This is a genomic window from Bradyrhizobium sp. 76 (assembly GCF_023073025.1).
GTDB lineage: Bacteria > Pseudomonadota > Alphaproteobacteria > Rhizobiales > Xanthobacteraceae > Bradyrhizobium.
This window is the reverse complement of the sequence record NZ_JADPIS010000091.1, coordinates 51,336-76,119: the sequence shown is the minus strand read 5'-3', so window position 1 is coordinate 76,119 and position 24,784 is coordinate 51,336. Positions and strand designations below refer to the sequence as shown.

Annotated in this window: 20 protein-coding genes and 2 pseudogenes; 17 read left to right on the top strand and 5 right to left on the bottom strand. The window is 58.4% G+C overall.

The annotated features are described in order from the left end of the window. Positions 1-15: 15 nt before the first annotated feature. Positions 16-1,452 (bottom strand): sugar ABC transporter substrate-binding protein, encoded by a 1,437-nt coding sequence (locus IVB48_RS22965; RefSeq protein ID WP_247403189.1) that lies wholly within the window; start codon positions 1,450-1,452, stop codon positions 16-18. 519 nt (positions 1,453-1,971) lie between these two features. Between IVB48_RS22965 and IVB48_RS22960 the strand changes: the two are divergent. Next, a pseudogene (locus IVB48_RS22960) lies at positions 1,972-2,322 on the top strand (FGGY-family carbohydrate kinase); the annotation flags it as partial. Between the two features lie 353 nt (positions 2,323-2,675). On the opposite strand, the gene IVB48_RS22955 reads toward IVB48_RS22960, so the two are convergent. Next, a complete protein-coding gene (locus IVB48_RS22955; RefSeq protein ID WP_247403186.1) occupies positions 2,676-3,968 on the bottom strand; it encodes an MFS transporter in 1,293 nt (430 codons plus the stop codon). Between the two features lie 282 nt (positions 3,969-4,250). On the opposite strand from IVB48_RS22955, the gene IVB48_RS22950 reads away from it, so the two are divergent. The 6 genes from IVB48_RS22950 (at position 4,251) to IVB48_RS22925 (ending at position 12,189) form a co-directional block, all read left to right on the top strand. Next, complete coding sequence (locus IVB48_RS22950; RefSeq protein WP_247285523.1) at positions 4,251-4,853, top strand: XRE family transcriptional regulator; 603 nt, start codon at positions 4,251-4,253, stop codon at positions 4,851-4,853. A gap of 33 nt (positions 4,854-4,886) precedes the next feature. Beyond that, complete coding sequence (locus IVB48_RS22945; protein ID WP_247377031.1) at positions 4,887-5,528, top strand: 2-hydroxychromene-2-carboxylate isomerase; 642 nt, start codon at positions 4,887-4,889, stop codon at positions 5,526-5,528. Between the two features lie 751 nt (positions 5,529-6,279). Beyond that, complete coding sequence (locus IVB48_RS22940; RefSeq protein WP_247403183.1) at positions 6,280-7,629, top strand: pyridoxal-phosphate dependent enzyme; 1,350 nt, start codon at positions 6,280-6,282, stop codon at positions 7,627-7,629. Positions 7,630-7,632: 3 nt separating this feature from the next. Further along, positions 7,633-8,343: a VTT domain-containing protein gene (locus tag IVB48_RS22935; RefSeq protein WP_247403179.1), complete on the top strand. Its 711-nt coding sequence runs from the start codon at positions 7,633-7,635 to the stop codon at positions 8,341-8,343. Positions 8,344-8,473: 130 nt separating this feature from the next. Continuing rightward, the gene (locus IVB48_RS22930; protein WP_247403176.1) at positions 8,474-9,367 is read left to right on the top strand and encodes a transporter substrate-binding domain-containing protein; all 894 of its coding nucleotides are present in this window, start codon (positions 8,474-8,476) and stop codon (positions 9,365-9,367) included. An 80-nt stretch (positions 9,368-9,447) separates the two neighbouring features. Continuing rightward, the gene (locus tag IVB48_RS22925; protein ID WP_247403173.1) at positions 9,448-12,189 is read left to right on the top strand and encodes an EAL domain-containing protein; all 2,742 of its coding nucleotides are present in this window, start codon (positions 9,448-9,450) and stop codon (positions 12,187-12,189) included. Between the two features lie 392 nt (positions 12,190-12,581). Here the strand turns inward: IVB48_RS22925 and IVB48_RS22920 are convergent, their stop codons facing one another. The 3 genes and pseudogenes from IVB48_RS22920 to IVB48_RS22910 all read right to left on the bottom strand — a co-directional run. Continuing rightward, complete coding sequence (locus IVB48_RS22920) at positions 12,582-14,129, bottom strand: Fic family protein (RefSeq protein WP_247403170.1); 1,548 nt, start codon at positions 14,127-14,129, stop codon at positions 12,582-12,584. Between the two features lie 184 nt (positions 14,130-14,313). Then, complete coding sequence (locus IVB48_RS22915) at positions 14,314-14,619, bottom strand: hypothetical protein (RefSeq protein WP_247403226.1); 306 nt, start codon at positions 14,617-14,619, stop codon at positions 14,314-14,316. A gap of 25 nt (positions 14,620-14,644) precedes the next feature. Further along, positions 14,645-14,924 (bottom strand): annotated as a pseudogene (locus tag IVB48_RS22910) (IS110 family transposase); the annotation flags it as partial. Between the two features lie 401 nt (positions 14,925-15,325). Here IVB48_RS22910 and IVB48_RS22905 point away from each other — a divergent pair. From IVB48_RS22905 to IVB48_RS22860, 10 genes are all read left to right on the top strand, one after another. Next, positions 15,326-15,619 carry a DUF485 domain-containing protein gene (locus tag IVB48_RS22905; protein WP_247299963.1) on the top strand — a complete coding sequence of 98 codons (294 nt, stop codon included), beginning with the start codon at positions 15,326-15,328 and terminating at the stop codon, positions 15,617-15,619. Positions 15,620-15,628: 9 nt separating this feature from the next. After that, positions 15,629-17,194, top strand: a complete 1,566-nt coding sequence (locus tag IVB48_RS22900; RefSeq protein WP_247403168.1) for a cation acetate symporter — start codon at positions 15,629-15,631, stop codon at positions 17,192-17,194. Positions 17,195-17,219: 25 nt separating this feature from the next. Continuing rightward, entirely contained in the window at positions 17,220-18,644 is a 1,425-nt protein-coding gene (locus IVB48_RS22895; protein WP_247403166.1) for a CmpA/NrtA family ABC transporter substrate-binding protein, read from the top strand. Beyond that, positions 18,644-19,492, top strand: coding sequence for an ABC transporter permease (locus tag IVB48_RS22890; RefSeq protein ID WP_247403163.1), 849 nt, complete (start codon positions 18,644-18,646; stop codon positions 19,490-19,492). Before IVB48_RS22895 ends, IVB48_RS22890 begins: the two co-directional genes overlap by 1 nt. A 4-nt stretch (positions 19,493-19,496) precedes the next feature. Beyond that, positions 19,497-20,297, top strand: coding sequence for an ABC transporter ATP-binding protein (locus IVB48_RS22885; protein ID WP_018458426.1), 801 nt, complete (start codon positions 19,497-19,499; stop codon positions 20,295-20,297). A gap of 189 nt (positions 20,298-20,486) precedes the next feature. After that, on the top strand, positions 20,487-21,380 hold the full coding sequence (locus tag IVB48_RS22880) for a LysR family transcriptional regulator (protein ID WP_247377015.1): 894 nt from the start codon (positions 20,487-20,489) through the stop codon (positions 21,378-21,380). An 88-nt stretch (positions 21,381-21,468) separates the two neighbouring features. Continuing rightward, positions 21,469-22,452 (top strand): molybdopterin-dependent oxidoreductase, encoded by a 984-nt coding sequence (locus IVB48_RS22875; protein WP_247285540.1) that lies wholly within the window; start codon positions 21,469-21,471, stop codon positions 22,450-22,452. Between the two features lie 92 nt (positions 22,453-22,544). Beyond that, positions 22,545-23,621, top strand: coding sequence for a carbon-nitrogen hydrolase family protein (locus tag IVB48_RS22870; RefSeq protein ID WP_247403161.1), 1,077 nt, complete (start codon positions 22,545-22,547; stop codon positions 23,619-23,621). 117 nt (positions 23,622-23,738) lie between these two features. Then, positions 23,739-23,903, top strand: coding sequence for a hypothetical protein (locus tag IVB48_RS22865; protein ID WP_247403158.1), 165 nt, complete (start codon positions 23,739-23,741; stop codon positions 23,901-23,903). Between the two features lie 268 nt (positions 23,904-24,171). Then, positions 24,172-24,783 (top strand): glutathione S-transferase, encoded by a 612-nt coding sequence (locus tag IVB48_RS22860; protein WP_247403215.1) that lies wholly within the window; start codon positions 24,172-24,174, stop codon positions 24,781-24,783. Position 24,784 lies beyond the last annotated feature (1 nt).

Here is a 24,784-nt window from a genome sequence, read left to right as displayed (position 1 = left end):
CGGTGTCCAAGGCAGCTATTGGGGATAAGCGCCGGGCTTTGCCGCCCAGACCTTGTAGACCGCTTTTTGATTGTCGTTGCCGACCTTCTCGGTGATGGCGTCGAATTGTTGCGCCAGGCGATCGAGGATAGCCTTCGGATCTTCGCCCGCCCAGAGGCTGGAGATCGCCTTGGTCACTGCTTCGTCGTACTTGTCCTGTTGCAGCAGGGAGAGATCAAGCAGGCCCTTCTCGCCGGAAGTCTTGATCGTATCGAGATAGGCGGGAGCGTCGGGCCAGAGCGCACGGTATTTTTCGCTCGCGTAGTGCGACAGCCGGAACGGATCGCGCAGCGTATAGGGGAGCTGGACGCGCTCGAGGCTGGTCTTCTTGCTGTTCAGCCATTGAATGAAGAGATAGGCGGCCTCCTTGTTCTTGCTGGTCGCCGACACCGACAAGTCGAAACCGACGCCGAGCTCCGGACGGCCGAGAGGCGTGAGTGCGTAGCCGACCTTGCCAGCGACTTGCGATTTGGGCACCCATTTCAACGCTTCCTCGCCCGAACCGTAGCCAGCGGCCCACCGTCCATAGGGCGGCCAGGAGATCGTCATCGCGGTGGTGCCCTGGAGGAACGCGGCGAGATTGTCGACGAAATTCCACTGCTCAACGCCCGGCGGCATGAACTTGTTTTCCGCCAGCATTTGTTTGAACACCTTGAGGCCGATGTCACTATTCACCGTCGCCTTCAAGGTGTCGGCATTGAAGAACTTGCCGCCTTCCATGCGGAAGCGTTCCTGAAACATGTATTGCGGATAGGGCGCTGTGCGGAAGAAGCCGGCACCGTATACCTTGGGCGCCATCTTGTCGGTGATGAACTGGCCGATCTCGTCGAACTGCTTCCAGTCCTTTGGCGGCGCGAGTTCGTAGCCGAACTTGGCCTTGAACTCTTCCTTCATCTTCGGATCCTCGAAGATGTCTTTGCGGTAGTAAAGCAGCATCACGTCGCCGTCGTCCGGAAAGCCGTAAATCTTCCCGTCATACTGCATCTGGTTGTCGCGATACGCGGTCGCGATGTCCTGCAACTCGTCGCGATAGCCGAACTTGTCGACATACTTGTCGAGAGCCTCGAGCGCGCCAGCGCGCGCAAGGTCAGGCATCCAGGACGGAATGACGTTCAGCGCGTCATAGGCGCCGGCGCCCGATCTGAAATCCTGCATGATCTTGGTGAACATCTGGTCGGTGGGCACTTCGACCACCTTGACCTTGATCCCGGTGAGCTTCTCCCATTTCGGGCCTGAATAGTTCAGCGGGTCTAACGATTGAAGACCGGCCTCCCAGACGATGCTGATCGTCGTTCCCGCATACTTCTTTGCGGCTTCGACCGCGATGTCGGCGGCATCCTTATCGGCGGCTGGCGCCGAGGCACCAGCGAGCGCTAGGACAGCGGCGGCGCCGAGAAATGTCCTAAACTTCATCCCCTTCTTCCTCCTCTTCTGGGCCTCCGCAGACCGCCGGGCTGCTTTGGAGCGCTTCTCACGTGAGTTTTAGCTGATCAGCAGGTGCGGCTATGGCCCCGCGGCGCAAGCACGGACGGACTCCGACGTCGCGGGTAAATCGATTCATCTATGGCGAGAATTGCCACTCAGGCGTCTTTCGGCCAGGTCTGGATCAGCCAGACTGGGCTTCCCGAATGAACGCGATTTGGCTTCCTTGAAGCATGCATCCTCCCCCAAAAACGCTACCAAGCTCTGATTTTTGGGCTAGTCTGCGTTGTCGCAGAACTCTTCGACAAATGAGAACTTTGCAAGCATGGGTGAGCTACATTCACCTGTCTAGCATGCGGCTCTCCGAAGCGAGATAAGTGCGGATTTGCTTTACCCGCCTAGCTCCGATCTGCGAGGCGGCGTTGAACAGGAACAGCTACTGCACACGCCATATGCTAAGCATGCCGTGATACGAACCAAGTGTTGCCGCCATCGGCCGTGCCGCGGGGCCGATCGCCGTTTGCGGATACCGACGCCCGAGGATTGATCGCCGCCTTGGGAGGGAAAACGAGCTCGACAGCCTAGTCACCTTGTATCTCGCCAGGATGTGCGGGCTTGGCTACGGGACCCGACAAATTGTGCGATCGCTGCACGAGAAGGGCGGGCCAATCGACACGATTATCGTCAGCGGCGGTGCGGGCCAGAGTGAGTTGGCGCTTCAGCTTCTGGCCGATGCGACTGGAGAAGTCGCGGCAACGACAACCTCAACCTGTGCTTCTCGGGTCCGCTATGCTGGGCGCGGTGGCCTCGCGCCGCTATCCTGATATCATCAGCGCGATGTCGGCCATGTGGAAAATCGGCAGGGCATTCACGTAGCCGAAGACGATCGCGCCTTCGCCGGCGATCACCATCCCGCCATTCCACGACGCTGGGCAGTGGGACCCTGATCAAGCTGCCGACCTCGGCCCGAAGGCGTCTATGTCCAGCCAATCCTTTCCCCTGCGAGCCGCACCGAGATCTGGAGCGTCGGTCGTTGATGCGACCGTTGAGATCGAGTAGAGGCCGCAGGGCGATCGCAACGGCGGCGGATCGCTGGCCGATCGTGCGGCACAAAGAGGCCGCACTCGAGCCGGATTGCACGAGCGTGCAGCAATGCTGGCGCGCAGGACAACGCGCCAGCATTTCGCGAGAAGGCTCCGGTGTTTTGGTATCGTCTATTTCGATGGTTTCATCGAAAAGGCGCAAGCGGCAGCCAACAGGGCCAGCCCTCCCAAATAGAAGCCGATGGCCAACGTGCTGCCCGTCGTGGTCAGCAGCGTGGTTGCGATGATAGGGGCAAGGCCTCCGCCAATTGCAGCCGCGATCTGAACGCCGAGCGACATGCCACTGTAGCGAACCCCGGGCGGGAATTGAGCCGAATACAGCGCGGGCTGAAGTCCGAACATTGTTGGATAGATAAGGCCTAGGGAGACGACGATAGCGAGGCGGATCAATAGGGGGTCCTTGGTGTTGACCATCAGAAATAACGGAATGGCAAACAGCGCGAGCAGAATGCCTCCGACGCCGTAAATCGTGCGGGCGCCGATCTTGTCGCCGAAATGTCCATATATTGGAATTGCGAACAGTCCGACGGTTGCCGCAATGAGAATGCTATTCAATACCTCAGCCCTCGAGAGACCGAGGGTGACGGTCGAATATTGAAGGATGAAGATCGTGACGAGATAGAACAATGTGACCTCTGCCAGCTTCGCTCCCACGGCCAGGAGAAGAGGGCGGAGATGCGTGCTCACGACTTCAGCGCTCGGCATAGCGACGGTCTGTCCTTCATTCTTGGCTTGCAAGAATACCGGGCTCTCGGGAACCTTCGATCGGACAAAACTTCCCAGCAGGATGAGGACGATGCTCGCGAGGAAGGGCACTCGCCATCCCCAAGCCAGAAAATCGTTCTCGGAGAAGGAGCTCATATGGGCGAATACCAAGGTCGCCAGGATTAATCCGGCTGGAGTGCCTGCCTGCGGCAAGCTGCCGAATAGCGACCGCTTGTTGCCATCGGCATGCTCGACGGCCATCAGTACCGCGCCGCCCCATTCGCCGCCCACGGCAATTCCCTGGCAGATTCGAAGAAGGACGAGCAGCACGGCCGCCCAGATACCGATCTGAGAGTAGGTGGGGAGCAGGCCAATCAAAACAGTCGGGATGCCCATCAGGAAGAGGCTGAGGAGAAGCATACTCTTTCGGCCGATCCTGTCTCCGAAATGTCCGAAAACGAGTCCGCCTAGCGGTCGCGCAAAGAGCCCAACGGCAAAGGTCGCGAAAGAAGCCAGCGTGCCGCTGACGGGATCAATGCTGGGAAAGAACAGCTTGCTAAAGACCAGGGCGGAGGCCGTCCCGAAGATGAAAAAGTCGTACCATTCGATGGTTGTTCCGACCACTGTCGCGGCCACAACCCATCCCTTCGAGGTCGGCTTTGCGGCGGTTGTCGTTGATGCATTCTCATAGACAGTCATCTCTTCTCCGTTGAAGTTGAGTGGCCCCGGCTGCCTTGACAATTTTCTCCACGCGTAGTCTATCGGACAACATGTTGCCCGCCGGGACCCATATATCAGTCCGTCACTATTGAAAAGGGCGCGGCTGTAACGGACTAAGGCGAGGTGTGCTCATGACGAGCGCGCGAGGCCTACCCCTCCGCGCTGGACCTCTTCGTTCATTGACAAAGCACATTCAGTCGCCACGATGCTTGGGGAGACAAAAAATCGTGGAAATCTGGTCTGCCAGTCCGGTGATGAAGAATGATGAGCAAGAAGACAATTCGGACGACCAAATTCGAAGCGAGTGTTTCAGAGCAGCTGCCGGCGGGACGGATCGGCGCTCGTTTGCGTGCCTGGCGCCGCAACAAGAACATGACACTCGACGAGCTGGCTCTCGCGACGGGACTGAACAAAAGCTTCCTGTCCCGGATCGAGAAAGACGCCAAGGCACCGTCGATCGCAACCGTGATGAAGCTCTCTCGTGCTTTGGACATTCCCGTGGCGCTGCTATTTGGTGAACAGGTCGCGGACTCGGACATCCATCTGGTTCGTACCGCGAACCGGCAGCCGGAGGAGGATCCGGTCCATGGATACTCTTTTGTATCCCTATCGCCAGCGGGGCCGGGCCGACGGGCGGAAGCTTTCTTAATGACGCCGCCGGCCCACTTCAGTGAGGCAACCTACGCAGAACATTCCGGCGAGGAGTCGCTCTACGTCATTACGGGGCGCGTCGAAGTGAAGTTCGCGGACCGCAGTGTCGTCATGGGCCCCGGAGATTTCCTGCAGTTTCCGGGGCACCTCGTTCACCACGTGCGGCGGGTTGGCGCCCGCGCAACCGTCCTTATCGTCATTAGCCGAGACTAATCCACGCCCACCACCTTCCGAAGGCCTGATGCTATGCTTGATCAAGATGCGCCATTCATCGACTACTATGTCTGGCTGATGTCGGACTGGGCCTATTTAGGGCAGGTCAGATTGTCACAGATAACCGCGCGTCACGGAGTTCGTGTCAACTATATCCCAATGCGCATGCAGGATGTCTATGCAGCAAGCGGCGGCATCGTTCTTGAAAAGCGTTCATGGCAGCGACGCGACTATCGAATCGAGGAGCTTAAGCGTTGGAGCGAGCGGCTCGGGATGATCGTCAACATCGAGCCTTCCTATTTTCCTGTCGACGTGGATCTTGCGTCCTGCATGGTAATTGCGGCGCAAAACCAAGGCTTGAATGTCGACAGTCTCGCGAACGCAATGATGCGCGCGATTTGGGTCGAGGACGAGAACCTCGCCGACCGCGACACGCTGCTGAGAACTGCGGATCGCGCCGGTTATGACGGTTTGACGCTGTTGGAGGGGGCGGCAGGTGCTGCCCGCCTGGAATACGTATCCAATACCTCTCGCGCATTGGAAGCTGGTGTCTTTGGATCGCCGTTCTATGTCTTCAAAGGCGAACGGTTCTGGGGGCAGGATCGGCTGGATATGCTTGAAGAGCGACTGATCCGCACAAAAGGCGCTCCGCTGGGGCGCAGGCCGCGAGCCTGATTCATTTCGAGTGTCTGAGCCAATCCGACGTCGACGCGGTCACCGTGTCGGCTTCAGCGGACTGTCGGCCCAACTGCGGGCGGGCGGCTCGGCAGCGGCTCGTCTTCCAAGCGGTACAAGCGTAGCACAACCGCCCCTCGTTGGAGTCGTCCGGCACGCGGGCATTGGCTTGCCGCGGGCCGGACACGCCTTCCGGATCGGAAAAGCGCTTGGGTCTGGTGTTTCTCACCGCGACTATGAGTCAGCCACTCTCGTTCGCAATTGTTCGGGCGCGGTGCTGGCCAAGACGCCAGCTGATCGTGCCGTGCTTCGGCGCCTACACCAACGACGTGCGGAGATTGCGCAACAGCCGAGTGGCGCCAACGCCGGATACAATGGGGGCGCAGACGGGAAGTGCGCGCGCACTAGCAAAAAAGGGCCCTTCTGATCCACTTTCCGGCCGACCCGGAGTATATCTCTTGATGCGGTCCGATGGGCGAAGCCCTTGCGCCAAAACAACAATACGGCGGGGCTAATCGCCGTACTGCCAAGCTGGTTTGAGCTAGATTTGATACTGAGCACGCCTTCAACGCGTCTGCGTTAAGCAAACCTTTCAGTATTTCGCCCGTGAGCGCGCATGCGGATTGGAATAGGGTTAAAAAAGCGTTAACCTGAAGCTACACCGAGTAGCATCCAGGCAATGAACCTCTCTCGCCGGAACTTCATGCAAGCGGCCCTCCTAGGCGGTGCCGCGCTGAGCGGAGGTGCCGCGTTGAGCGCGGTCGCCACCCATCAACGTCGCCCCCTCCCGTTGTCGCCGCTCCCGCAAGCCGCTGATCTTGCCGGCTTGGCTCCCTCGACCGCAGCGTTGAAATCGCAATCCTTGGCCCTCGGCAGATTCTTTCCCTCCCTGCTGGATCCCGATGCCGCAGGCGGTCCTTTCATCTGCAACACGCTCTCCGGCGATAAGTCATTTGCCGATTACGTTCGCCGGGGCGAACCCGGTAACTCGGTTTTCCTGAGGCAGGCTGACGGCCGCGCCGCCATTCCATGGACACCCATTTTCTTGAGGGGAAACAACCAGCTATTGCAGTTGCCGTCGTCTGTGACGCGACAAATAGACTGCTCTGATCTTTTGGTGATGAATGAGAGCAGTGCGCGTTATCCCGTCTTTGGCAACAAGGCGCGGAAGTACGAATTCCTGCTCCCGAATCTGAAGTGGTCCGGCTCCAAGCGTTTAGGGACGGTTGGCGCGGTCTCTAGCAATCATGCTCTGCAGTTTGCCCTAGCCAATCGTCTGGCCGATTTGACTGGTGACGGACAGCCGCTGAATTGTGCCCTCGACTTGGTGCTTTTCGAGGTGCCGGGAGCTACCACGGACATGGCGCGGCTGGGGATTTTGCGAGGCCTGGTTGAACACGTTGCCATAGCCAAGAACAACATTGAATTGGTGGGCCAAGCTTCCCAGGAATATGCGAGAAATTGGCTACATCCGGATACGGATTCGCTCGTTCCCCCAGGCGGTTCGAACGATCTGAGTGTGTTGGGACATATGAATGCGATTGCCGAGTTGGCGCAGTTCCTTAGCGCCGCTCAGGCGTGGAGTGCACCGCCCGACGTGATTTTTGTCGCCATGGGCAGCGGCTCGACGGTCTTGGGCCTTCTCCTGGGCGTCCATTTGATGGGATGGAAGACCAAGGTCGTGGGAGTGGCCGATCAGGACAAATCATATCTGACGCGATGGGTTGTCAACCGGCAACCCTCCTTGCCATTTGTGGAGGGGAATGTTGCCAAACTCGCTCGCAGCACGGTTGAGTGGCTGCAGCAAATCCGCTTTCCAGGCATCTCCCCTGATGTACTTCGCCTGATGCAAGACGAGATATTCGTGCCGGATTCCACCAGCTGGCAGCCCGGCTACGGCTTGGTCGAAGCCGCCGACGTTGCGTGGGCGAACGAGTTGGAGGAAGCCGGACTCATCCTTGATCCAGTCTTCACTTTGAAAGCATGGCGCTCGTTGCTCACCATGTCTAAAGCGGGGGCGCTCAAGAACAAGAAGGTTCTTTTCTGGAATACTTACAACAGCTTTGATTACATGCCGCCTCTTCTATCCAGCTTGGGATAGCCGATGCGTGGTTACCAGCCATTGATCGTCTATATGGCAATCGTCATGTTTCTGACGCTGGCATATTTTGCATCACCTATTTCGAGAGAGGCCTTTTGGCAGGTGTTTCCGGGGCTCGAAACAATGGCCCAAGCGCATCCACTCGGCACCGCTGTGGCGTTTCTGGTCACATCCACTGTCCTTGCATTTCTGTCCTTTCCCTCCATGCCAATGATTTGCCTGGCCGCCGGTTTTTACATGGATGGGTTGGAGGGAGGCGCCACCGTGCTGCTCGGCAGTGCCTTTGGCGGTTTGAGCGCGTTTCTCTTCTATCGAAAGCACATTCAACGTCCCAGCGCTTCATTATGTCAGCAATCGGCTGTGAGACTCTGGTTGACCTTGCTCGGACTACGCCTCTCGCCGCTGGTGCCCGCACCACTGGTGAATTTCATTGCCGCGATGCTTGACGTCACCCCTCTTCAGTACCTGACGACCAGCATGTTGGGCGGCGCGCCGCTGGTCCTGTTCTATGCGCAAATAGGGCAGCAAGGGCATCACTTATTGTCCGGCGAAACGCCGCATTGGCAGCAGTTTTCCGGATACTTGACCATATTATGCTTAAGCACGCTGTTGAGCGCGATGGGTCCGTGGCGCTCGGTGCTGAACGACCTCAAGAAACTGAAAGGCACGCCCGGATCGAACAATCTTCCGTTGCACTCAGCACCTGGTCTGTAATCAATCCTTTACCGACAAACTGGTTTTTCCGAAAACTGAAATCTACTTTGTTGTATTTCGCCATCCTTTCTTAAACTCACAGCTATAGATTGCAGGCGCCTCTCCTGGCACAAAGGTAAAGAGCGCCTCCATGTCCCTGAAACGCTTTGTCCGCGGCTCGCTGAGCGGCGCCTTGGTCTTCCTATTCGCGACTTCAGGCTGGGCAGCTGATCTTGCAGAGATCAAGCAGCGAGGCGAAATCCGCCATCTTGGCATCCGCTACGCCAACTTTGTGACCGGCGCGGGGGATGGTTTGGAGGTCGAGCTGATGCAGGGCTTCGCCAAAAGAATTGGCGTCTCCTACAAGCTTGTCTACTCAGACTTTTATTCGGTCATCCGCGACCTGCTCGGCAAGGATGTGGTGCGCAAAAATGGCGAAGTGACGCTGGCCGGTGACTATCCCATCAAAGGCGATGTGATATCGAGCGGCTTCACCGTGCTGCCCTGGCGTGAGGCCATTCTTCTATATTCCGAGCCGACCCTTCCTTCGCAGGTTCTCTTGGTGGCACCAGCCGAGTCTGATCTGCAGCCGATCCAGGACGGCGCCGATCTTGCGGCAGACATCGTCAACACCCGGAAAGCGATCGGATCCAAGAGCGTACTCGTGATGGAGCGCACCTGCTTGGATCCATCCAATTACGGTTTGGTCAACGTCGGTATCGATTTAAAGGCTTACAACAAGAGCGCCAACCTGAACGAGATGGTCCCGGCCATGCTCAACAAAGAAGCCGAGTTGACACTGCTCGACGTACCGGATGCCATTCTGGATTTGCGCAAATGGGCGGGCAAAATCAAGATTCTGGGGCCGATCTCCGAGCAGCAAACGTTGGCAACCGCCTTTCCGAAGGACGCGCCAGCTTTGCGCAATGAATTCAACGCGTATTTGAGCGAGATCAAGGCCTCCGGCTTCTATGACCGGCTGGTGGACAAATATTATCCAGGCATCCGTCGATTTTTCCCGGAATATTTCGCGAAAACGAATTAATGATATCTTCGCTGATTAGATTCAGTCGATCGTTAGCGCCACGCTGGCTCTTGATAGCAGCAGCGGCGTTTCTGCTGTCGATGTTTTATCTGATTGGCAATCTCTATACGTCGCAAGTGGAGTTGCGGCAAAACGCCGATGCGCGTCTGGTGTCGCTCGGTGAAGCGCGCGCCGCGGAGGTCAGCGATTTCTTAGCTGAACGGCGGCAAGCCGCGGCACGGCTTGCAGCCAGCGAGGACATTTCCAACTATTTCAGCAATCTCGATCTCGGAATGTCCGTCAAATACGGCCTCTTCGCCAATTTGGCTGCAATCGAGCGCCGCTTTCAGGCGACGATGGTTGAGGAGAAATATCAGGGCCAAGCCGCCTATTTGCGGCTGGCTTTCTTCGATCGCAACGGCGTGGCGCAAGTTGATGTCGGCTCGTCCAGCGCGACGACAGCTTCGCCGGGCCGTAACGCCCTGGCCGAGCCCCATATTCAGATTGACGACAAGCGCCGCCTGATTGTGGTCAGCGTACCGATACTCCAGAAGGGCAAGATAAGGGGAACGGTCGAGACCGTGAGCAGTCTCAATCTACTTTCCTCATTGGTGTCTACCAACGACCTCGGCCAGCCGCGCGAATTCCTCCTGGGAGACGATGGGCAGGTGCTGCTCCCGATCGAGCGAGAGCACTCGGCCGTTGTCACCGAAGGCCCCTCGCTAGCCAAGATTTCGTCTGGCCGCATACAACCGCTGTCAAATCTCAGCGCTTCCGAACTGAAAGGATATCTCGCACTTCGCTCGCCAGTTACCGGCACTCGACTTTCCGTCCTGCGGCTGGCCAGCGAGGATGAACTATACGGCCGTACGCTTTCACCCGTTTCCGTTTTTTATCTTGGCCTCTTCGCCATCGTGCTATTTATGCTGGCGATCGGCTTCGAGCGAATGCGTCAAAATGCGGCGCGGTTACAAGTCAAGTTCGTGGAGTCCAATCGACATCGAGCGGAGTTGGCCGAAAACAATCTCGCTCTCTCTCAAGAGATCAGGCGGCGCGAAGCCATTGAGGCCGACCTGCAGCGACAGAGAGAGGCTCTGGACAAGTCAAACTCTGAATTGCGCATAGCCGCGGCTGCTTTCAATGCTCAGGAAGGCATGATCGTCACCGATACCAAAGGCGTAATCTTGAGTGCCAACCGCGCCTTCGTGGGCTTAACCGGCTATACGATCGAAGAATTGGTGGGACAAACCCCGCGACTGTTCCGGTCTCATCGGCGTGATGGTGAATTCTACCGCAGTATGTGGGGTTCCGTTCAAGCAACTGGCGGCTGGCAAGGTGATATGAGTCTCAGGACCAGGAGCGGCGAAAACTGTGCGCGCTGGCTGACTATATCTGCTGTGAAAAACGAGGCGGGCGAGGTCACCAACTACATCGGCTCGTATTATGACATTTCTAAACTGAAGCACGCTGAGGAAAAGATCCAAGAACTCGCTTTCTTTGACCAGCTAACAGGTCTGCCGAACCGCGTCCTGCTAATCGACCGCGTGCGCCAGGCCGTCAATGCGAATATCCGCAGCAAATCCTACGGCGCTTTGCTGTTCATTGATCTGGACAATTTCAAGACACTGAACGACTCGCTGGGTCACCACATGGGCGATATGCTGCTGAAATGTGCGGCTCAGCGCCTCTCCCATTGTGTGAGGGCGGATGACACAGTTGCCCGCTTTGGCGGCGACGAATTTGTCGTTCTTCTCGCCAATCTGGGTACACAGAAAGCAAAGGTCGCAGCCTTACAGGCGGAAGCGATAGGCGAAAAGATACTCGCAGCCTTCACCGAGGTCTTCCAGCTCGATGCGTATGAATATCCCTGTACCGCAAGTGTTGGCGTGACCTTGTTTTCGACTGATGAGTGCAACGTTGACGAGTTGCTCAAGAGAGCCGATCTGGCAATGTACGATGCGAAAACGGCGGGGCGAAATGGCCTGCGGTTTTTCGACCCGGCCATGCAGACCATGATTACAGCCCGCGCTGCCCTCGAGACCGATCTACGAGAAGACCTTAAGAAGGAACGGCTTTTGCTGCATTACCAGCCGCAGGTCGATCACGAAGGAAGGCTGCTGGGGGCAGAAGCGCTGGCGCGCTGGCCGCATGCGCATAAAGGGATGATTTCTCCTAGCGAATTCATCCCGGTCGCAGAAAGCACCGGCCTCATCCTTCCGCTCGGCGCCTTGATGTTGAAGACCGCGTGCCGTCAGCTGGCTCGCTGGTCAAGCGATCCGGCGACCGAACGCCTGACCATCGCGATCAATGTCAGCGCCCTGCAGATGCGTCAGAAGAATTTTGTCGAAGAGGTCCGCGCGATCATTGAGCAAACCGGCGCCAATCCCCATCGCCTCAAAATCGAACTCACTGAAAGCACATTAGTCAGCAACGTCGACGATGTGATCGCCAAGATGGGCAAATTGAAAGCGATTGGCATCGGTTTCAGCCTCGATGATTTCGGAACCGGCTATTCAGCGCTTTCGTATCTGAAGCGTTTGCCGCTTGACCAGCTCAAGATCGATCGCAGCTTCGTCAAGGACGTTCTGGTTGACTCTAACGACGCCGCGATAGCCCAGATGATCATAGCGCTTAGCAGAAGCCTCGGCCTTTCAGTCATTGCCGAAGGCGTCGAAACGGAGGAGCAATATGCGTTCCTGGCGCGACATGGACAGCTCAGTTACCAGGGCTATTTGTTCGGACGGCCTATGCCGGCCGAGGATTTCGTGAGTCTCGCCCGAGCTTTCTCGCCACGTCACGGTTTGAAGCGGGTACGCGGGTCGGTCAATCGGGCTTCCGCATAGGCCGTCGCCGGGAGACGCCAATTGCTGTTGTTTCTTGCTCGTTTTGAGTGGCGAAGCAGCCGTCCGAATGCAACCGACACAGCCAAAGCCCAATCGAGGCCATAGCGCCTGCTCGTGGTCCAAATCGGCCGCGCCCCGGCAATGTCGCGCCTGCTCGCATCATGTCGTCGATCATTCGGTGGTTCCTCTGGTTTCGTTGTTGCGTTGGCGTGTCGCAACCCGATCCTACCGGAGAATTTCCGGTGGCCAGCGCAATGGCGCCCGCCTGCTACGGCGCTATTAGAGGCGCACGACAGGGTGGCTTTGCGCTACCGAGCTACACCACAACCGTGGACACGACCCGCACCACCGCTGGAAAGAATGGGCTTCCTGTCTCTGCGCAAGACGCGCCGTTAGTCACTTAAGGCTCCGCTTTGACCGAATGAGTCCGCGTACAATTGCTCAAGTTTCACAACTTCATCTTGAGTGAGCTCGGCGAATTCGTTCTCTCGTGCCCGCTTTGAAAGTCTTCCTTGATTCTGTCGCAGAAAGCCAAACAGGTTGTTGAGCGTTCGCTCGGGCATGTCGATGATGTTTTCGACTCCGGATCGGAACATATCGAAGTTGCGCAGGAAGCTCGTCTCATTCGGAAGGTCCAGCTCAATCGTCTGGCGTACACATTCGTACAGAAATTCCGCATGCGGGGTCGCGTCGAAGAAGCGGTAAAAATCCCCGGTGTCGTTCAAAACCTTCACATTATTCTTTGGGGTCGCTTCCCATTGTACGCACGGAAGTAGCCTGCTGGAATAGCTTTCCAGCACGCTTTTGTACTCGGCGATCCGGTCTAGAATCGCCGACGACACTGGAAAATGGACCCCGGCCGGATTAAATCCGCGCCGCGCGAGGACATGATGCATCAGATATCGATGGATGCGTCCGTTGCCGTCCTCGAATGGATGGATATAAACAAAGCCGAAGGCGAGCACCGCCGCCGCGATAATGGGATCGAGCTCGTTCTCGGCGGCGAGGTCGAATGCGATCAATCCTGCCATAAGAGAGGCGATGTCTTCATGCCTCGCGCTGATATGGTCCGGGATAGGGCGCTGTGTATCGCGGTCATGCTCTCCGACGAAGCCGCCTTCCTGCCGGACCCCGAGCTTCACGAAACGCTCGTCTCCAATGACGATGCCTTGCAGGCGCAAAAACTCCTGCTCATCGAGCGGCGCGCGTCCAGCCTCGCCGATGGCGCGTCCCCATCTTTGAATGCGACCCTGAGGCGGCCTTTCGCCTTCGATGATGTAACTGGACTTTGAATCTTTCAGCAGCAGAAAGGCGGCGGTCCGCGCGAGCAAATCCTTCGGGACTTCGCTGACGACAGCGCGCGCGCGCTCCTTCCAGTTCTGCGCGAGAAATTGGTTCAGCGCGGCCGTCTTGAAAACGAGCGGACAAAATTCCGGGGTGCCGGGAAGATTGTTGCGAACGCGATGCCGGGCGGAATTCGTGCCAATCCCTCCGAACTGGAGGTCGGTATCGATGGCGTCTACATATGAGACCTTGTCTGTAAGCGACAGATTCAGCTCGCGGCCAAGCAACCACTCGTACAGAAACCAGATGCGGCGTGTGTAAATTCCGGTCGGCTTCTGCCGGACAAGCTCCGCGATATCACCCTCATTGACGACGCGGAAAAGTCGCTTCAGGACGGAAAGATCGACTCCTTCGTTCTTGAGGGCAAAAGTCAGGTGTCCCTCAAGCGAGGCCTGGGGAGCATGGCGAGGCGTGTAGATCCGCCAACCATCCTGTTCAATGATGCGGTGCCGGGCTCCGATGGCCGAAAGGGTGCGGGGGACCGGCACGGCCAGCTTGTAAGTGTCGATGAGCGCGGCATAACCCGCGGGGACAGCGGGCTCAGGCAATCGCCTATCGTGAAAAACATTCACCGATCCTGAAAATTCTGCGCTCACTTACATTCCTCTGAAAAACATTTCCCGTCCTCGAATTTTGGTCACTGAGGGCTTGGATTTCGAAATTCCATCATACCACGTGAAAAATAGTCTCTCAACGGAATAATCATGAAAATGGTTCACTTTGGACGGAGAACCCGGCCGCCATTACAGTAGCGGACCAGGTCGCTCCGGGATGGAACCGTCATGGCGCCGGTGATCTGCCGACGTTCTGGTTTTCAAATTCGCCATCATTTTCATGACGTTCCGATCGTGATTTTCCGCTGAAGACGACGAATTCTCTTGGCATTCGGACGCGCTGCGATGCCCCGGCACGACCGCGGTCCAGCCAACCGTACGGCACGACCTGCGAGGCGCTGCCGCTCTTGAAGATTGACCCGGGCGTCCAGAAGCCCGCAGAGGCCACATCCTTGTCAATCCCGGCTCCGACCCTGACCGCAAGAGAGAGGCCGTCGCCGATGACATCGGGATAAGCAAGCGTGTTCGTCATGCTGGTGGGGTCCGCTTAGCTCGGCTCGCTGGCAGGCCCGGTCTTGACTGGCCAGCGTTTCGATCCCGCTCGATAGTCCCTCGATGCGCCCATCCAGTCGACGCGAGTCTTCCGCTAAACCCTCGATGATGCGCAACATGCAAGGCGAAAAAACATTGGCGCTAATTGCCAAGATACCGGGCAACTCGAACAGGGAATGTAGGCTTTGCCGCACACCATGCCTCGCTCCAGGAGGAACGCACGGGTCTGTTTGATGGACGGGTGCGCTGACCGACAAATCGACCGCGGACGCGGTGCAGGGCCTGGAAAGTCGAGTAGATCGGCAGTGTGACGCGCTGGGCGAGAACCCCGATAGAACTCCTCTTGTACTTCCGGTACCGATGGAGGTCGCGCCCGCTATTCTGCGAGGTTTCCGGTTTGACTGCATGTCCGCAGCTCGGACTCACGCCACCCATCGTGGTGCCGCCCTCACGCCTGCCCAAGCCCGCGCCGCCAACGTAATCCTTGCATGCAAGGATCAATGCCGTCGCAGGCGCGCCGTCATTGCCGGCATGGTTGTTGTCGCCGCGACCGTCGAGACGACACAGCATCGCCTTCGACGAGGCCGCAAATCTGCACAGTACATTGCAAAGTTTCGTGGTTCCCGACGCTTGCGGCTCGGCGGAAGCTGGCCGGTAGTGGATATCAAGACCTTCTGGGAGGGTGGATGGACGCGCAGACTTCCGTCAATTCCGGCGTCGCGCCTCGTTCTGTCACGCTTGCGAGCAGGCGCCTTCGGATCGCGCTGCTGCTTTGTGCGACGATGATCACGATCTATTTCGGCTTCATGGCATTGTTCGCATTCGACAAGCCGCTTTTGGGCACTGTGCTTGCGCCCGGGCTCTCGCTTTGCATCGTGCTCGGCCCTCTCGTCATCGTTTCATCGTTCCTGCTCTGCCTCATCTATGTGCTGTGGGCGAACCGGGTATTTGATGCCAGCCTTCGTGACCTCGAACGATAGGACCTCGCGATGGCCAACAACTCGCTCTCGATCGGCTTCTTCTTCGCATTTATGGTCCTGACGCTCCTGATTACTTACTGGGCGGCGCGGCGCACCCGTACCACGGAGCACTTCTTTGCCGCGGGCGGCGAGATCACTGCATGGCAGAATGGCTGGGCGCTCGCTGGCGACTTCCTCAGCGCGGCCGCGCTGCTCGGCATTGCCGGCATTGTCACCTCGAATGGCTTCGATGGCATGGTCTACTCGATTGGATGGCTGGTCGGCTGGCCGATCATCCTCTTTCTGATTGTCGAGCCACTGCGCAATGTCGGGAAATTCACGTTCGCGGACGTGGTCGCCTATCGGCTCAGCCAAAAGCCGGTGCGGCTCGCCGCGGCGGTCGGTACGCTGGCGGTGATCCTGTTCTACCTGATCGCCCAGATGGTCGCGACCGGATCGTTGATCAAGTTGCTGTTCGGCCTGCCCTACACTTGGTCGGTGGCTTTGGTCGGTGCTGCCATGCTCATCTATGTGCTGTTCGGCGGCATGCTCGCCACCACCTGGGTGCAGGTGGTGAAGGCGGCGCTGCTGCTCGCCGGCGGAGTGATCCTGGCAGTCCTGGTCCTGATGCATTTCGAAATGAACCCGCTCAAGCTGTTCGCCGCAGCGGCGGAGAAGTACGGCACAAGAGTGCTGCAGCCAGGTTCGAAGGTGGTTTCGGGGCAATGGGACGCGATCTCACTCGGCCTCGGGCTGATGTTCGGCACCGCGGCGATGCCGCACGTCCTGATGCGGGTATACACGGTTCGGGACTCCAAGGCCGCGCGACTATCGATACTTTATGCCACCGGGCTGATCGGCTTCTTCCACCTGATGGTGTTCATCATCGGCTTTGGGGCCATGGTGCTGGTCGGCCCGGAGGCGGTGATGAAAGCCGGCGGTGGCGGCAACATGGCTGCACCTCTGCTCGCCCTCACAGTCGGCGGCGACGCCTTCTTCGGTTTCATCTGCGCAGTTACGTTTGCCACCATGCTGGCGGTGGTGGCAGGCCTGACGCTTTCCGGTGTGGCTACGTTGTGCCATGATGTCTGGACCAACGTCGTTCGCCACGGTACGGCATCGGAGGCTGAGCAGCTCAAAGTGGCGCGGATCGCCACCGTTGCCATCTCGGTGCTGGCAATCGTGCTCGGCATCACCTTCGAAGGCCAGAACGTGGCCTTCATGGCCGGGCTCGCCTTCTCCATCGCCTGTGCCGCCAATTTTCCATCACTGGTCCTCGCCATCATCTGGCGTCGCTTCACGACGCCAGCGGCCGTCGCTAGCATCATGATCGGCACGCTAAGCTCGCTGGTGCTCATTGCGCTGTCACCGACCATCCAGGTCGACGTGCTCGGTAAGCCGCTGGCCCAGGTGAGCGGCGCCTGGTGGTTCGTCTCGCTGCGTAACCCGGCCATCATCAGCATGCCGCTGTCGTTTGCCGTGGCGATCGCGGTGTCGTTGTTAACGCGGGAAACGAACGCGGATGGCCGCTTCGACGAGATGCAGCATCGCATCCTGTTCGGGCGCTCAAGGACGATGCCGCAATCGGCGGAGTGAACCAGAGCTGGGAATTCCGAATGGCATGCGCGGAACTGCAGATGCTCCTGCACAATTTCGCCGTTGGCCCTTCGAGCGTCAATGTTACGATTTTGAGCCGGACATTTTGACCAGGGGGACAGAAATGCGCGACGCCTCACATCACCATCGTTTCATCGGCAGCCTGTGCAGTTGCGGAGCGCATGCTCCCGCGCAGCCGACTGTCGAAGAGGCCGTGTCCGAAAGCGTCCAGCAGGCACTTCTGCATGGCCTTTTCCCGCAGCCGGTTTTGCGGCGGGAACTGCTTCGCACCGTTGGCGCTGGCGTGATCATCGGCGCTCTCTCCAGCATCCTGCCAATCGACACCTTGAAGGCAATTGCCCAGGAGCGAAGGCCTCTCGAGAAAACCAAGCTGGCTGTTGGCTTCCTCCCGATCACCTGCGCCGTTCCGCTGATCTACGGCGAAAGGCTCGGCAGCTACCGCAAGGAAGGTCTGGATGTCAGTCTGCAGAAGATCGCTGGTATCGCGCTGATCCGCGACAAGATGCTCAACGGCGAGCTGGACGTCTCGCAGCAGGTGATGCCGGTCCCCCTGACGATGACAGCCGGCCTCGGCGGGAACGTCCAGTCGATCAAGGTGCTGACCATCTTGAACCAGAACGGCAACTCCCTCGTCCTGGCCAACAAGCACAAGGACAATCGGGATCCCAAGAACTGGAAGGGCTTCACATTCGCGGTCCCGTTCGAGCAAAGTCACCAGACCCTGCAGCTGCGCAACTATTTGGCTGCCGCCGGGCTCGATCCGGACCAAGATGTCAAATACCGCATCGTACCTCCGACCGAATACGTGGCGAGCCTTCGCGTCGGAAGCATCGATGGGTTTTTCGGCGGAGAGCCGGGCGGTCAGCGCGCGGTCTACGAAGGCGCTGGCTTCATTCATCTGATCTCGAAGGATATCTGGGATGGACATCCTTGTTGCTCTGTCACCGCCGCGGAAAGCTGGATCCAGCAAAATCCCAACACATTCATGGCGTTCTACCGCGCCATCATCGCGTCCAGTCTTCATGTCTCGAAGCCGGAGAACCGGGTCGGCATGGCGAAGGTGCTGTCAGAGCCGCAATATCTCAATGCTCCCGAAATTGTCCTCGATCAGGTTTTGAGCGGCACGTATGCCGACGGCCTTGGCACCATCCGGAAAGATCCGCGGCGGGTTGATTATCAGCCGTTTCCGCAATATTCGGCAGCAGTTTGGCTGATGACCCAGCTCCGGCGCTGGAACATGCTAAAGGAGGATGTCGACTATAAGGTGCTCGCCGAAAAGGTGATGCTGGCGACCGATGCCGCTCGGATCATGCGCGAGCAGGGCGTGACGCCGCCAGCGGTCGGCTTCGGCACCGAAAGGATTCTCGGGAACGAATTCGATTCCAATAAGCCACAGGACTACCTGGCTTCGGTCCGGAAGGGGGGCTGATGGAGGTGTCACGCCGGCTGCAGCAGCCCTGGGTATCCTCGGTCGCGATCTTCATCATATTTGTAAGCGTCTGGGGCTGGTTCACCGCCGGTTCGTCGGGAGGTGTTAGCGCTGCCGACGCCGAATATGCCCGCCTTGCCGGCCAGAGCGCGCCGGGTCAGCAGGCCGGTGCGATCCCCTCACCGTGGATCGTCGCGCTCCGCGGCCGGGATCTGATCACACACGCCTTCGATCACGACAATCCCAACAATCTGGGCATCGCATGGCATCTGGCCTATTCCATGGGCCGCGTAGCACTGGGCTTCACGCTGGCCTTACTCGTCGCGGTGCCCCTAGGCTTCTTGCTCGGTCTATGGCCTGCTTGCCATCGCGCGTTGGATCCTTTCATTCAGATCCTGCGGCCGGTATCGCCACTCGCGTGGATGCCGCTGGCGCTCTATACGTTCCGCGACAGCACCGTCTCGACGATCTTCATCATCTTCATCTGTGCAGTCTGGCCGATGTTGATCAGCACGGCAACCGGGACAGCTTCCGTGCGGGCTGAATGGCTGAACGTCTCGCGCGTATTCGGTCTTCCACGATTAGAGCATGTCACGCGCGTCGTCTTTCCCGCCAGTGTGCCTATGATCCTGTCGGGAATGAGGATCTCGATCGGTATCGCCTGGTTCGTCATCGTGGCTGCCGAGATGGTCGGCGCACAGAGCGGCATCGGGTACTTCATCTGGAACGAATGGAATAATCTCCAGATCGCGAGCATGATCGTCGCCATCGTCCTGGTCGGCGGCATTGGATTGGCGCTAGATATTTTGCTCAAGCGAATAGGCGAAAGCCTCAGCTTCCGGGAATAGGACGATGGCGGATCTCGAGATCAACGATGTGTCAATGTCGTTTGTTGACCGTTCTGGCAAGGGGCTTCTTGCGCTGGATAGAATCTCGCTCGCTATCGAAGACAGCGAGTTTGTCTGCTTGATCGGCCATTCAGGCTGCGGCAAGAGCACGTTGCTAAACATTGTTGCTGGCCTTCTGGCGCCTACAAAGGGTGCAATACGCTGCGCCGGGACGACGATTTCTGGCCCGGGGCCGGAGCGCGCAATGGTCTTCCAGAGCCATGCTCTATTGCCCTGGATGACTTGCTACGAAAATGTTCGCCTTGCGGTCAAACAGGCCTTCAAGGGTGCCGCGGCATCCGAATTGAAGGATCGCTCAGAGCAGGCGCTGAAGCTTGTTCACCTGGAGCACGCCATCAACAAATACCCATTCGAGGTGTCAGGTGGAATGAAGCAGCGGGTGGGCATCGCTCGCGCTTTTGCGGTCGAGCCTAAGGTGCTGCTGTTGGACGAGCCGTTCGGCGCGCTCGATGCGCTGACCAAGTCGAGCCTTCAGGACGAACTGGTTCGCATCGTGGAAAAGACCCCGACCACGGTTGTAATGGTCACGCACGACATAGACGAAGCGATCTTCCTGAGCGATCGAATTGTCGCGCTCTCGAACGGACCGGCTGCGCGAATCGGCCGGATTTGGGAGATTGATACTTTGCGACCGCGGGACCGGCTCAAACTGGCGACCCACGCCGGGAGTCTGCAGTATAGAAAGGAAATTCTCGAGTATCTGTATCGACGAGAATGCGTGCCTCAGGGAATGGTAGAGCTATAACGGCCGAGATCGTTGCGGCTGGAGCGCGAGAGCGGGCTGCGCCCCGTGGCTTCAGGCACCGAAGGCACGGAAATCGCCTTCAGGCACCTTGAAAGCCGCCGTAGAAGATTGTTTGATCGGGCGGGCGAGGCGGTCACCCACCGTCGGATTTTCGTCGTTGGCCTCTTCCGGATTGGCACGCAGGAGCGAATGTTCGACTGGAACGACCTGAAATTCTTCCTTGAACTCGCCCGGCAGGGGCGGTTGATGCCGGCCGCGCGGCGCCTCAAAGTCGACCACACGACGGTCAGCCGGCGCATTTCAGAGCTTGAGCGAGATCTTGGTATCAAGATTTTCGACCGCAAGCCGAACGGGTTCGTGCTGACGGAGGACGGGCACAAGCTCTACCAAGAGGCCGAGAAAATTGAGGGCGCGGCCCTGGTGATATCGGAAGATTTCCGCGCCACGCCCGCCGAGCCCACTGGTCGCGTCCGGCTGACGAGCATGGAGGGTATTGCCGCCTTCTACCTTGCCGAGAAGTTGGTCCAATTCAATGAGAAGCACCCGGGCGTTGTCGTGGAGCTTGTGACCGAAAGGCATCTGATCAATCTGACCAAACGCGAGGCGGATGTGTGCATCAGCTTCGTTCCCCTCGTGGGCCCCAAACTTTCGGTCAAAAAAGCTGGCGAGTTCAAGCTTGGGCTGTTCGCGTCGTCCAGGTACATCGTGGAACGGGGGACGCCGGGCACCATGGAAGAATTGAAGCGTCACGATTTCATTGATTATGTCGACGATCTCGTGGCTATCCAGCCGGTGCAGTGGCTGCACGACGTCCTGGTGCCGGAGAGCGTCGTCTTTCGATCGACCAGCATGGCAGCCCAGCAGAATGCGATCGCTGTCGGGCGTGGCATCGGCCTTCTGCCCTTCTTCTCGGCAAAAAAGGATCCTCGCCTTGTATGGCTCATGAAAGATGTGGTGGTCACGCGGTCGCTCTACATTTCCGTCCATGAGGATATCGAATATATGGGTAGGGTGCGTACGCTGCTGCGGTTCCTTCATGAGATCTTCAAGGCGGACAGAGCGTATCTGAACGAATTCGGGTGATCGAATACGCGCAAGTGTATCTGCGGAGTTTCTTACGGTCGACGTCCTCCCGTGATGTACTAGAATGCCGGCGCGAGGGAGCGCTGCGATGGCTGACGACTTTACGTACAAGGTACGCGGCTTCTTCGGCCGAATTCCCTCTGAACCGCATCTGCTGACCGACCGCATCACGCCAGTCGAAGGCTGCATCGTGTTGTGCCATCTCGGTGTTCTCGATGTCACTCATGGGGATGATTGGACGCTGGAAATCGCCGGCCTGGTCGAGACGCCCGCGAGCTTCTCCGTCGGTCAGCTCAAGTCGCTTCCAAAGACCGAGGTGGTCTCGGTGCATCAATGTGCAGGCAGCCCGCTGGCGCCCGACAAGCCCACGCAGCGGGTCTGCAACGTGCGCTGGGCGGGCGTTCGTCTGGATCATGTGCTAGGATCAGCGGGCGTGGCGAGGAGCGCAAATTTCGTTTGGTCACAGGGGGCGGACTCCGGCGACTTCGGAGGCATCGCGTGCGGACATTACATCAAGGATCTGCCGCTCTCCCGGATATCCGACGACGTCTTGCTCGCCTACGAGATGAACGGAGCGCCGCTGCTTCCTGAGCACGGGTATCCGTTGCGGTTGGTGGTCCCGGGCTTCTACGGCACGAACAGCGTCAAATGGCTCCGCAAGCTCGAATTGCGCTCGGAGCGGGCTCCGGGCGTCTTCACCACCACATGGTACAACGACCTCGCGCCGGACGGCTCGACCCAGCCGGTGTGGGCGATCGCTCCTCAATCGGTCATCGTGGCGCCAAAGCCGAATCGTCAGCTCAGGCGTGACGAGGTTTTGCAGGTCTGGGGATGGGCCTGGGGTGACGACGGAATTGCGGCGGTCGAACTGAGCGCCGATGAAGGGCGGAGCTGGCAGGGATGCCGCTTGGAGAAGGTGTCAGGACGATCCTGGACCAAGTTCACCTGTGATTGGATAGTAAAAGAGGGATGCTGCGGTCTCCTGTCTCGGGCGATCTCGCGATCGGGCGAGAATCAGCCGGCCGGCGGCCGACGCAACGCGATCTATCGCGTGCCGGTCCTGGTCGTCTGAAGACGCGCAACCGCTCGTGCAGATTTTCCGCATTCGCCACCCGCCGGCGAAAGACTAACCTGTGGTGCCAGAAACCGAGAGGATCGTCTCAAATGACGTCGAATTTGCCGCGCTTCAAAGCTGCCGCGTGCCACACATCTTCAGTTTTCCTCGACGCGGCCAAAAGTGCAGACAAGGCCTGCGACCTCGTTGCCGAGGCGGCACGCAACGGTGCCTCGCTGGTTGCTTTCCCGGAATCGTTCATTCCCGGCTTTCCCGTGTGGGCGGCGCTGCAGGCGCCGATCATGTCTCATGATTTCTTCAGAGCGTTGTCGGCCCAGGCATTGCGGCTCGACAGCGCGGAATTGACAAAGGTCAGGATGGCGGCCAAGCGCCACAACGTCGTGGTCTCTATCGGTTTTACGGAAGGGACGCTTGCCAGCCTTGGCTGTATCTGGAACTCCAATCTTTTGATCGGTCAAGATGGATCGATCCTGAATCATCATCGCAAGCTCGTTCCGACCTTTTACGAGAAGCTGATCTGGGCTGCCGGAGATGCGCGTGGGTTGCGCGTCGCGCAGACCTCCATCGGCCGCATTGGCATGCTGATTTGTGGTGAGAATACGAATCCACTTGCCCGCTATTCATTGATGGCGCAGGGCGAGCAAGTTCATATTTCGACCTACCCGCCGATCTGGCCGACGCGTCCCTCCAAGGAGAAGGGGGGCTATGACCTACGCAGGGCCATCGAGATCCGGGCGGGAGCTCATTCGTTTGAAGCCAAATGCTTCAACATCGTTTCGTCCGCGTGCATGGACGTAGGTATGAAGGACGCGCTCGGACAGGCTAACCCCGCCATGCTGGATCTGATCGAGGGCACACCGCATGCTGTATCGATGATCCTCGATCCAACAGGGCAGATTATCAGCGACGTCCTCTCAGACAGCGAAGGCATCGCATATGCCGATATTGACGTCGCGCAATGCGTCGAACCGAAGCAATTTCACGATGTCGTAGGCTACTATAATCGTTTCGATGTGTTTTCGCTGACGATTGACCGTTCGCAGCGCGAGCCGGCCGTTTTTATCGACATGGAGACAGGCGAGGGGGACGAACGGCCGGTCCAGTCCTCGCAGCAGGAGACGGTCAGACCCAGAGTGGCCGAGCTTGAGCGGGCAGTTGCGGACTGAGTGATCCATCAAGGGGGGCCGAGATGAAGCGCGTTCTCAGCGAGCTGTTGGAGCGGTGACCGACAGAACTCGTGCGTTCCGCCGTCGGCTCCCTTTGAAGGTCGGCGCGCGAAGGATGTGATCATTTCGAGCGGTTACAACGTTCATCCGAAGGAGTTCGAACTCGAGATCGACCGCATTCCAGATGTGCTCGAAAGCGCCGTCGTCGGACTGCCACATCCTGATTTCGGCGAGCGAGTTGTCGCTGCCGCCGTCCCGACGGCAGGAGGCGCTGCAGGTTAAAGGGATGGCGTGGCGGTGCTGAAGGACGGCTGGTTCCCTACAATCTGCCGAACAACGATTTCTGCGTGAGCGAGCTGCCCGGAATACGATCGGAGAGGTTCAGAAGAACGTGTTGCGCGAGTTCAGAGGGAAAAAAGGCGGCCAGTCATTCTGCTCGTCTGGATCGTTGCAAAAACCGCAATGGTAAATTGAAGGAACATTCGATTATCGTCCGAATGGGAAATGATAAGTACCGAGACATCGTTTGAATAGCGAAAGCGAGTTGGGAATGTCAGCTACGATCAAGCTCTATGGCGGTAAATTGTCGGGACACAGCCACCGGGTCGAGCTCATGCTCGGGCTTCTCTCGCTTCCTTACGAGTTGATCCCAACGCCCCCTGCCGAGCGGAAGACGCCGGCCTATCTCGCAATGAACCCGTTCGGGCAGATACCTGTCGTCGATGATGACGGCACCGTCGTTGCCGATTCCAATGCAATCCTGATCTATCTGGCCAAGCGCTACGACACTACCGAGACTTGGCTTCCGGAAGATCCCGTCAGTGCGGCTGCCGTGCAACGTTGGCTGTCCGTGGCAGCGGGACAGCTGGCATATGGACCAGCAACAGCTCGGCTGGGCAAGGTGTTCAACTTGCCCGTCGATGGCCGGCAAGCGGCCGGGGTCGCCAGCACTCTGTTCAGCGTGATGGATGGTCATCTTGCGAAGCACGAATTTCTCGCGGCAACCCATCCGACCGTGGCTGATCTCGCTTGCTACAGCTACACACGGGCCGCTCCGGAGGGAGGCATTGAACTGTCCTCCTACCCGAACATTGTCGCCTGGCTGGGGCGGCTGGAAGCACTTCCGAATTTTCAGCGGATGCCAAGCGCGCCTGCGAGCTGAT

Bases quoted from the DNA above. Each gene is read 5' to 3' on its own strand.
- IVB48_RS22925 (WP_247403173.1), top strand. From the start codon at position 9,448: ATGTTTTATCTGATTGGCAATCTCTATACGTCGCAAGTGGAGTTGCGG.
- IVB48_RS22875 (WP_247285540.1), top strand. From the start codon at position 21,469: ATGGCTGACGACTTTACGTACAAGGTACGCGGCTTCTTCGGCCGAATT.
- IVB48_RS22955 (WP_247403186.1), bottom strand. From the start codon at position 3,968: ATGACTGTCTATGAGAATGCATCAACGACAACCGCCGCAAAGCCGACC.
- IVB48_RS22945 (WP_247377031.1), top strand. From the start codon at position 4,887: ATGCTTGATCAAGATGCGCCATTCATCGACTACTATGTCTGGCTGATG.
- IVB48_RS22900 (WP_247403168.1), top strand. From the start codon at position 15,629: ATGGCCAACAACTCGCTCTCGATCGGCTTCTTCTTCGCATTTATGGTC.
- IVB48_RS22905 (WP_247299963.1), top strand. From the start codon at position 15,326: ATGGACGCGCAGACTTCCGTCAATTCCGGCGTCGCGCCTCGTTCTGTC.
- IVB48_RS22895 (WP_247403166.1), top strand. From the start codon at position 17,220: ATGCGCGGAACTGCAGATGCTCCTGCACAATTTCGCCGTTGGCCCTTC.
- IVB48_RS22885 (WP_018458426.1), top strand. From the start codon at position 19,497: ATGGCGGATCTCGAGATCAACGATGTGTCAATGTCGTTTGTTGACCGT.
- IVB48_RS22860 (WP_247403215.1), top strand. From the start codon at position 24,172: ATGTCAGCTACGATCAAGCTCTATGGCGGTAAATTGTCGGGACACAGC.
- IVB48_RS22915 (WP_247403226.1), bottom strand. From the start codon at position 14,619: ATGACGAACACGCTTGCTTATCCCGATGTCATCGGCGACGGCCTCTCT.
- IVB48_RS22880 (WP_247377015.1), top strand. From the start codon at position 20,487: ATGTTCGACTGGAACGACCTGAAATTCTTCCTTGAACTCGCCCGGCAG.
- IVB48_RS22950 (WP_247285523.1), top strand. From the start codon at position 4,251: ATGATGAGCAAGAAGACAATTCGGACGACCAAATTCGAAGCGAGTGTT.
- IVB48_RS22930 (WP_247403176.1), top strand. From the start codon at position 8,474: ATGTCCCTGAAACGCTTTGTCCGCGGCTCGCTGAGCGGCGCCTTGGTC.
- IVB48_RS22890 (WP_247403163.1), top strand. From the start codon at position 18,644: ATGGAGGTGTCACGCCGGCTGCAGCAGCCCTGGGTATCCTCGGTCGCG.
- IVB48_RS22870 (WP_247403161.1), top strand. From the start codon at position 22,545: ATGACGTCGAATTTGCCGCGCTTCAAAGCTGCCGCGTGCCACACATCT.
- IVB48_RS22965 (WP_247403189.1), bottom strand. From the start codon at position 1,452: ATGAAGTTTAGGACATTTCTCGGCGCCGCCGCTGTCCTAGCGCTCGCT.
- IVB48_RS22935 (WP_247403179.1), top strand. From the start codon at position 7,633: ATGCGTGGTTACCAGCCATTGATCGTCTATATGGCAATCGTCATGTTT.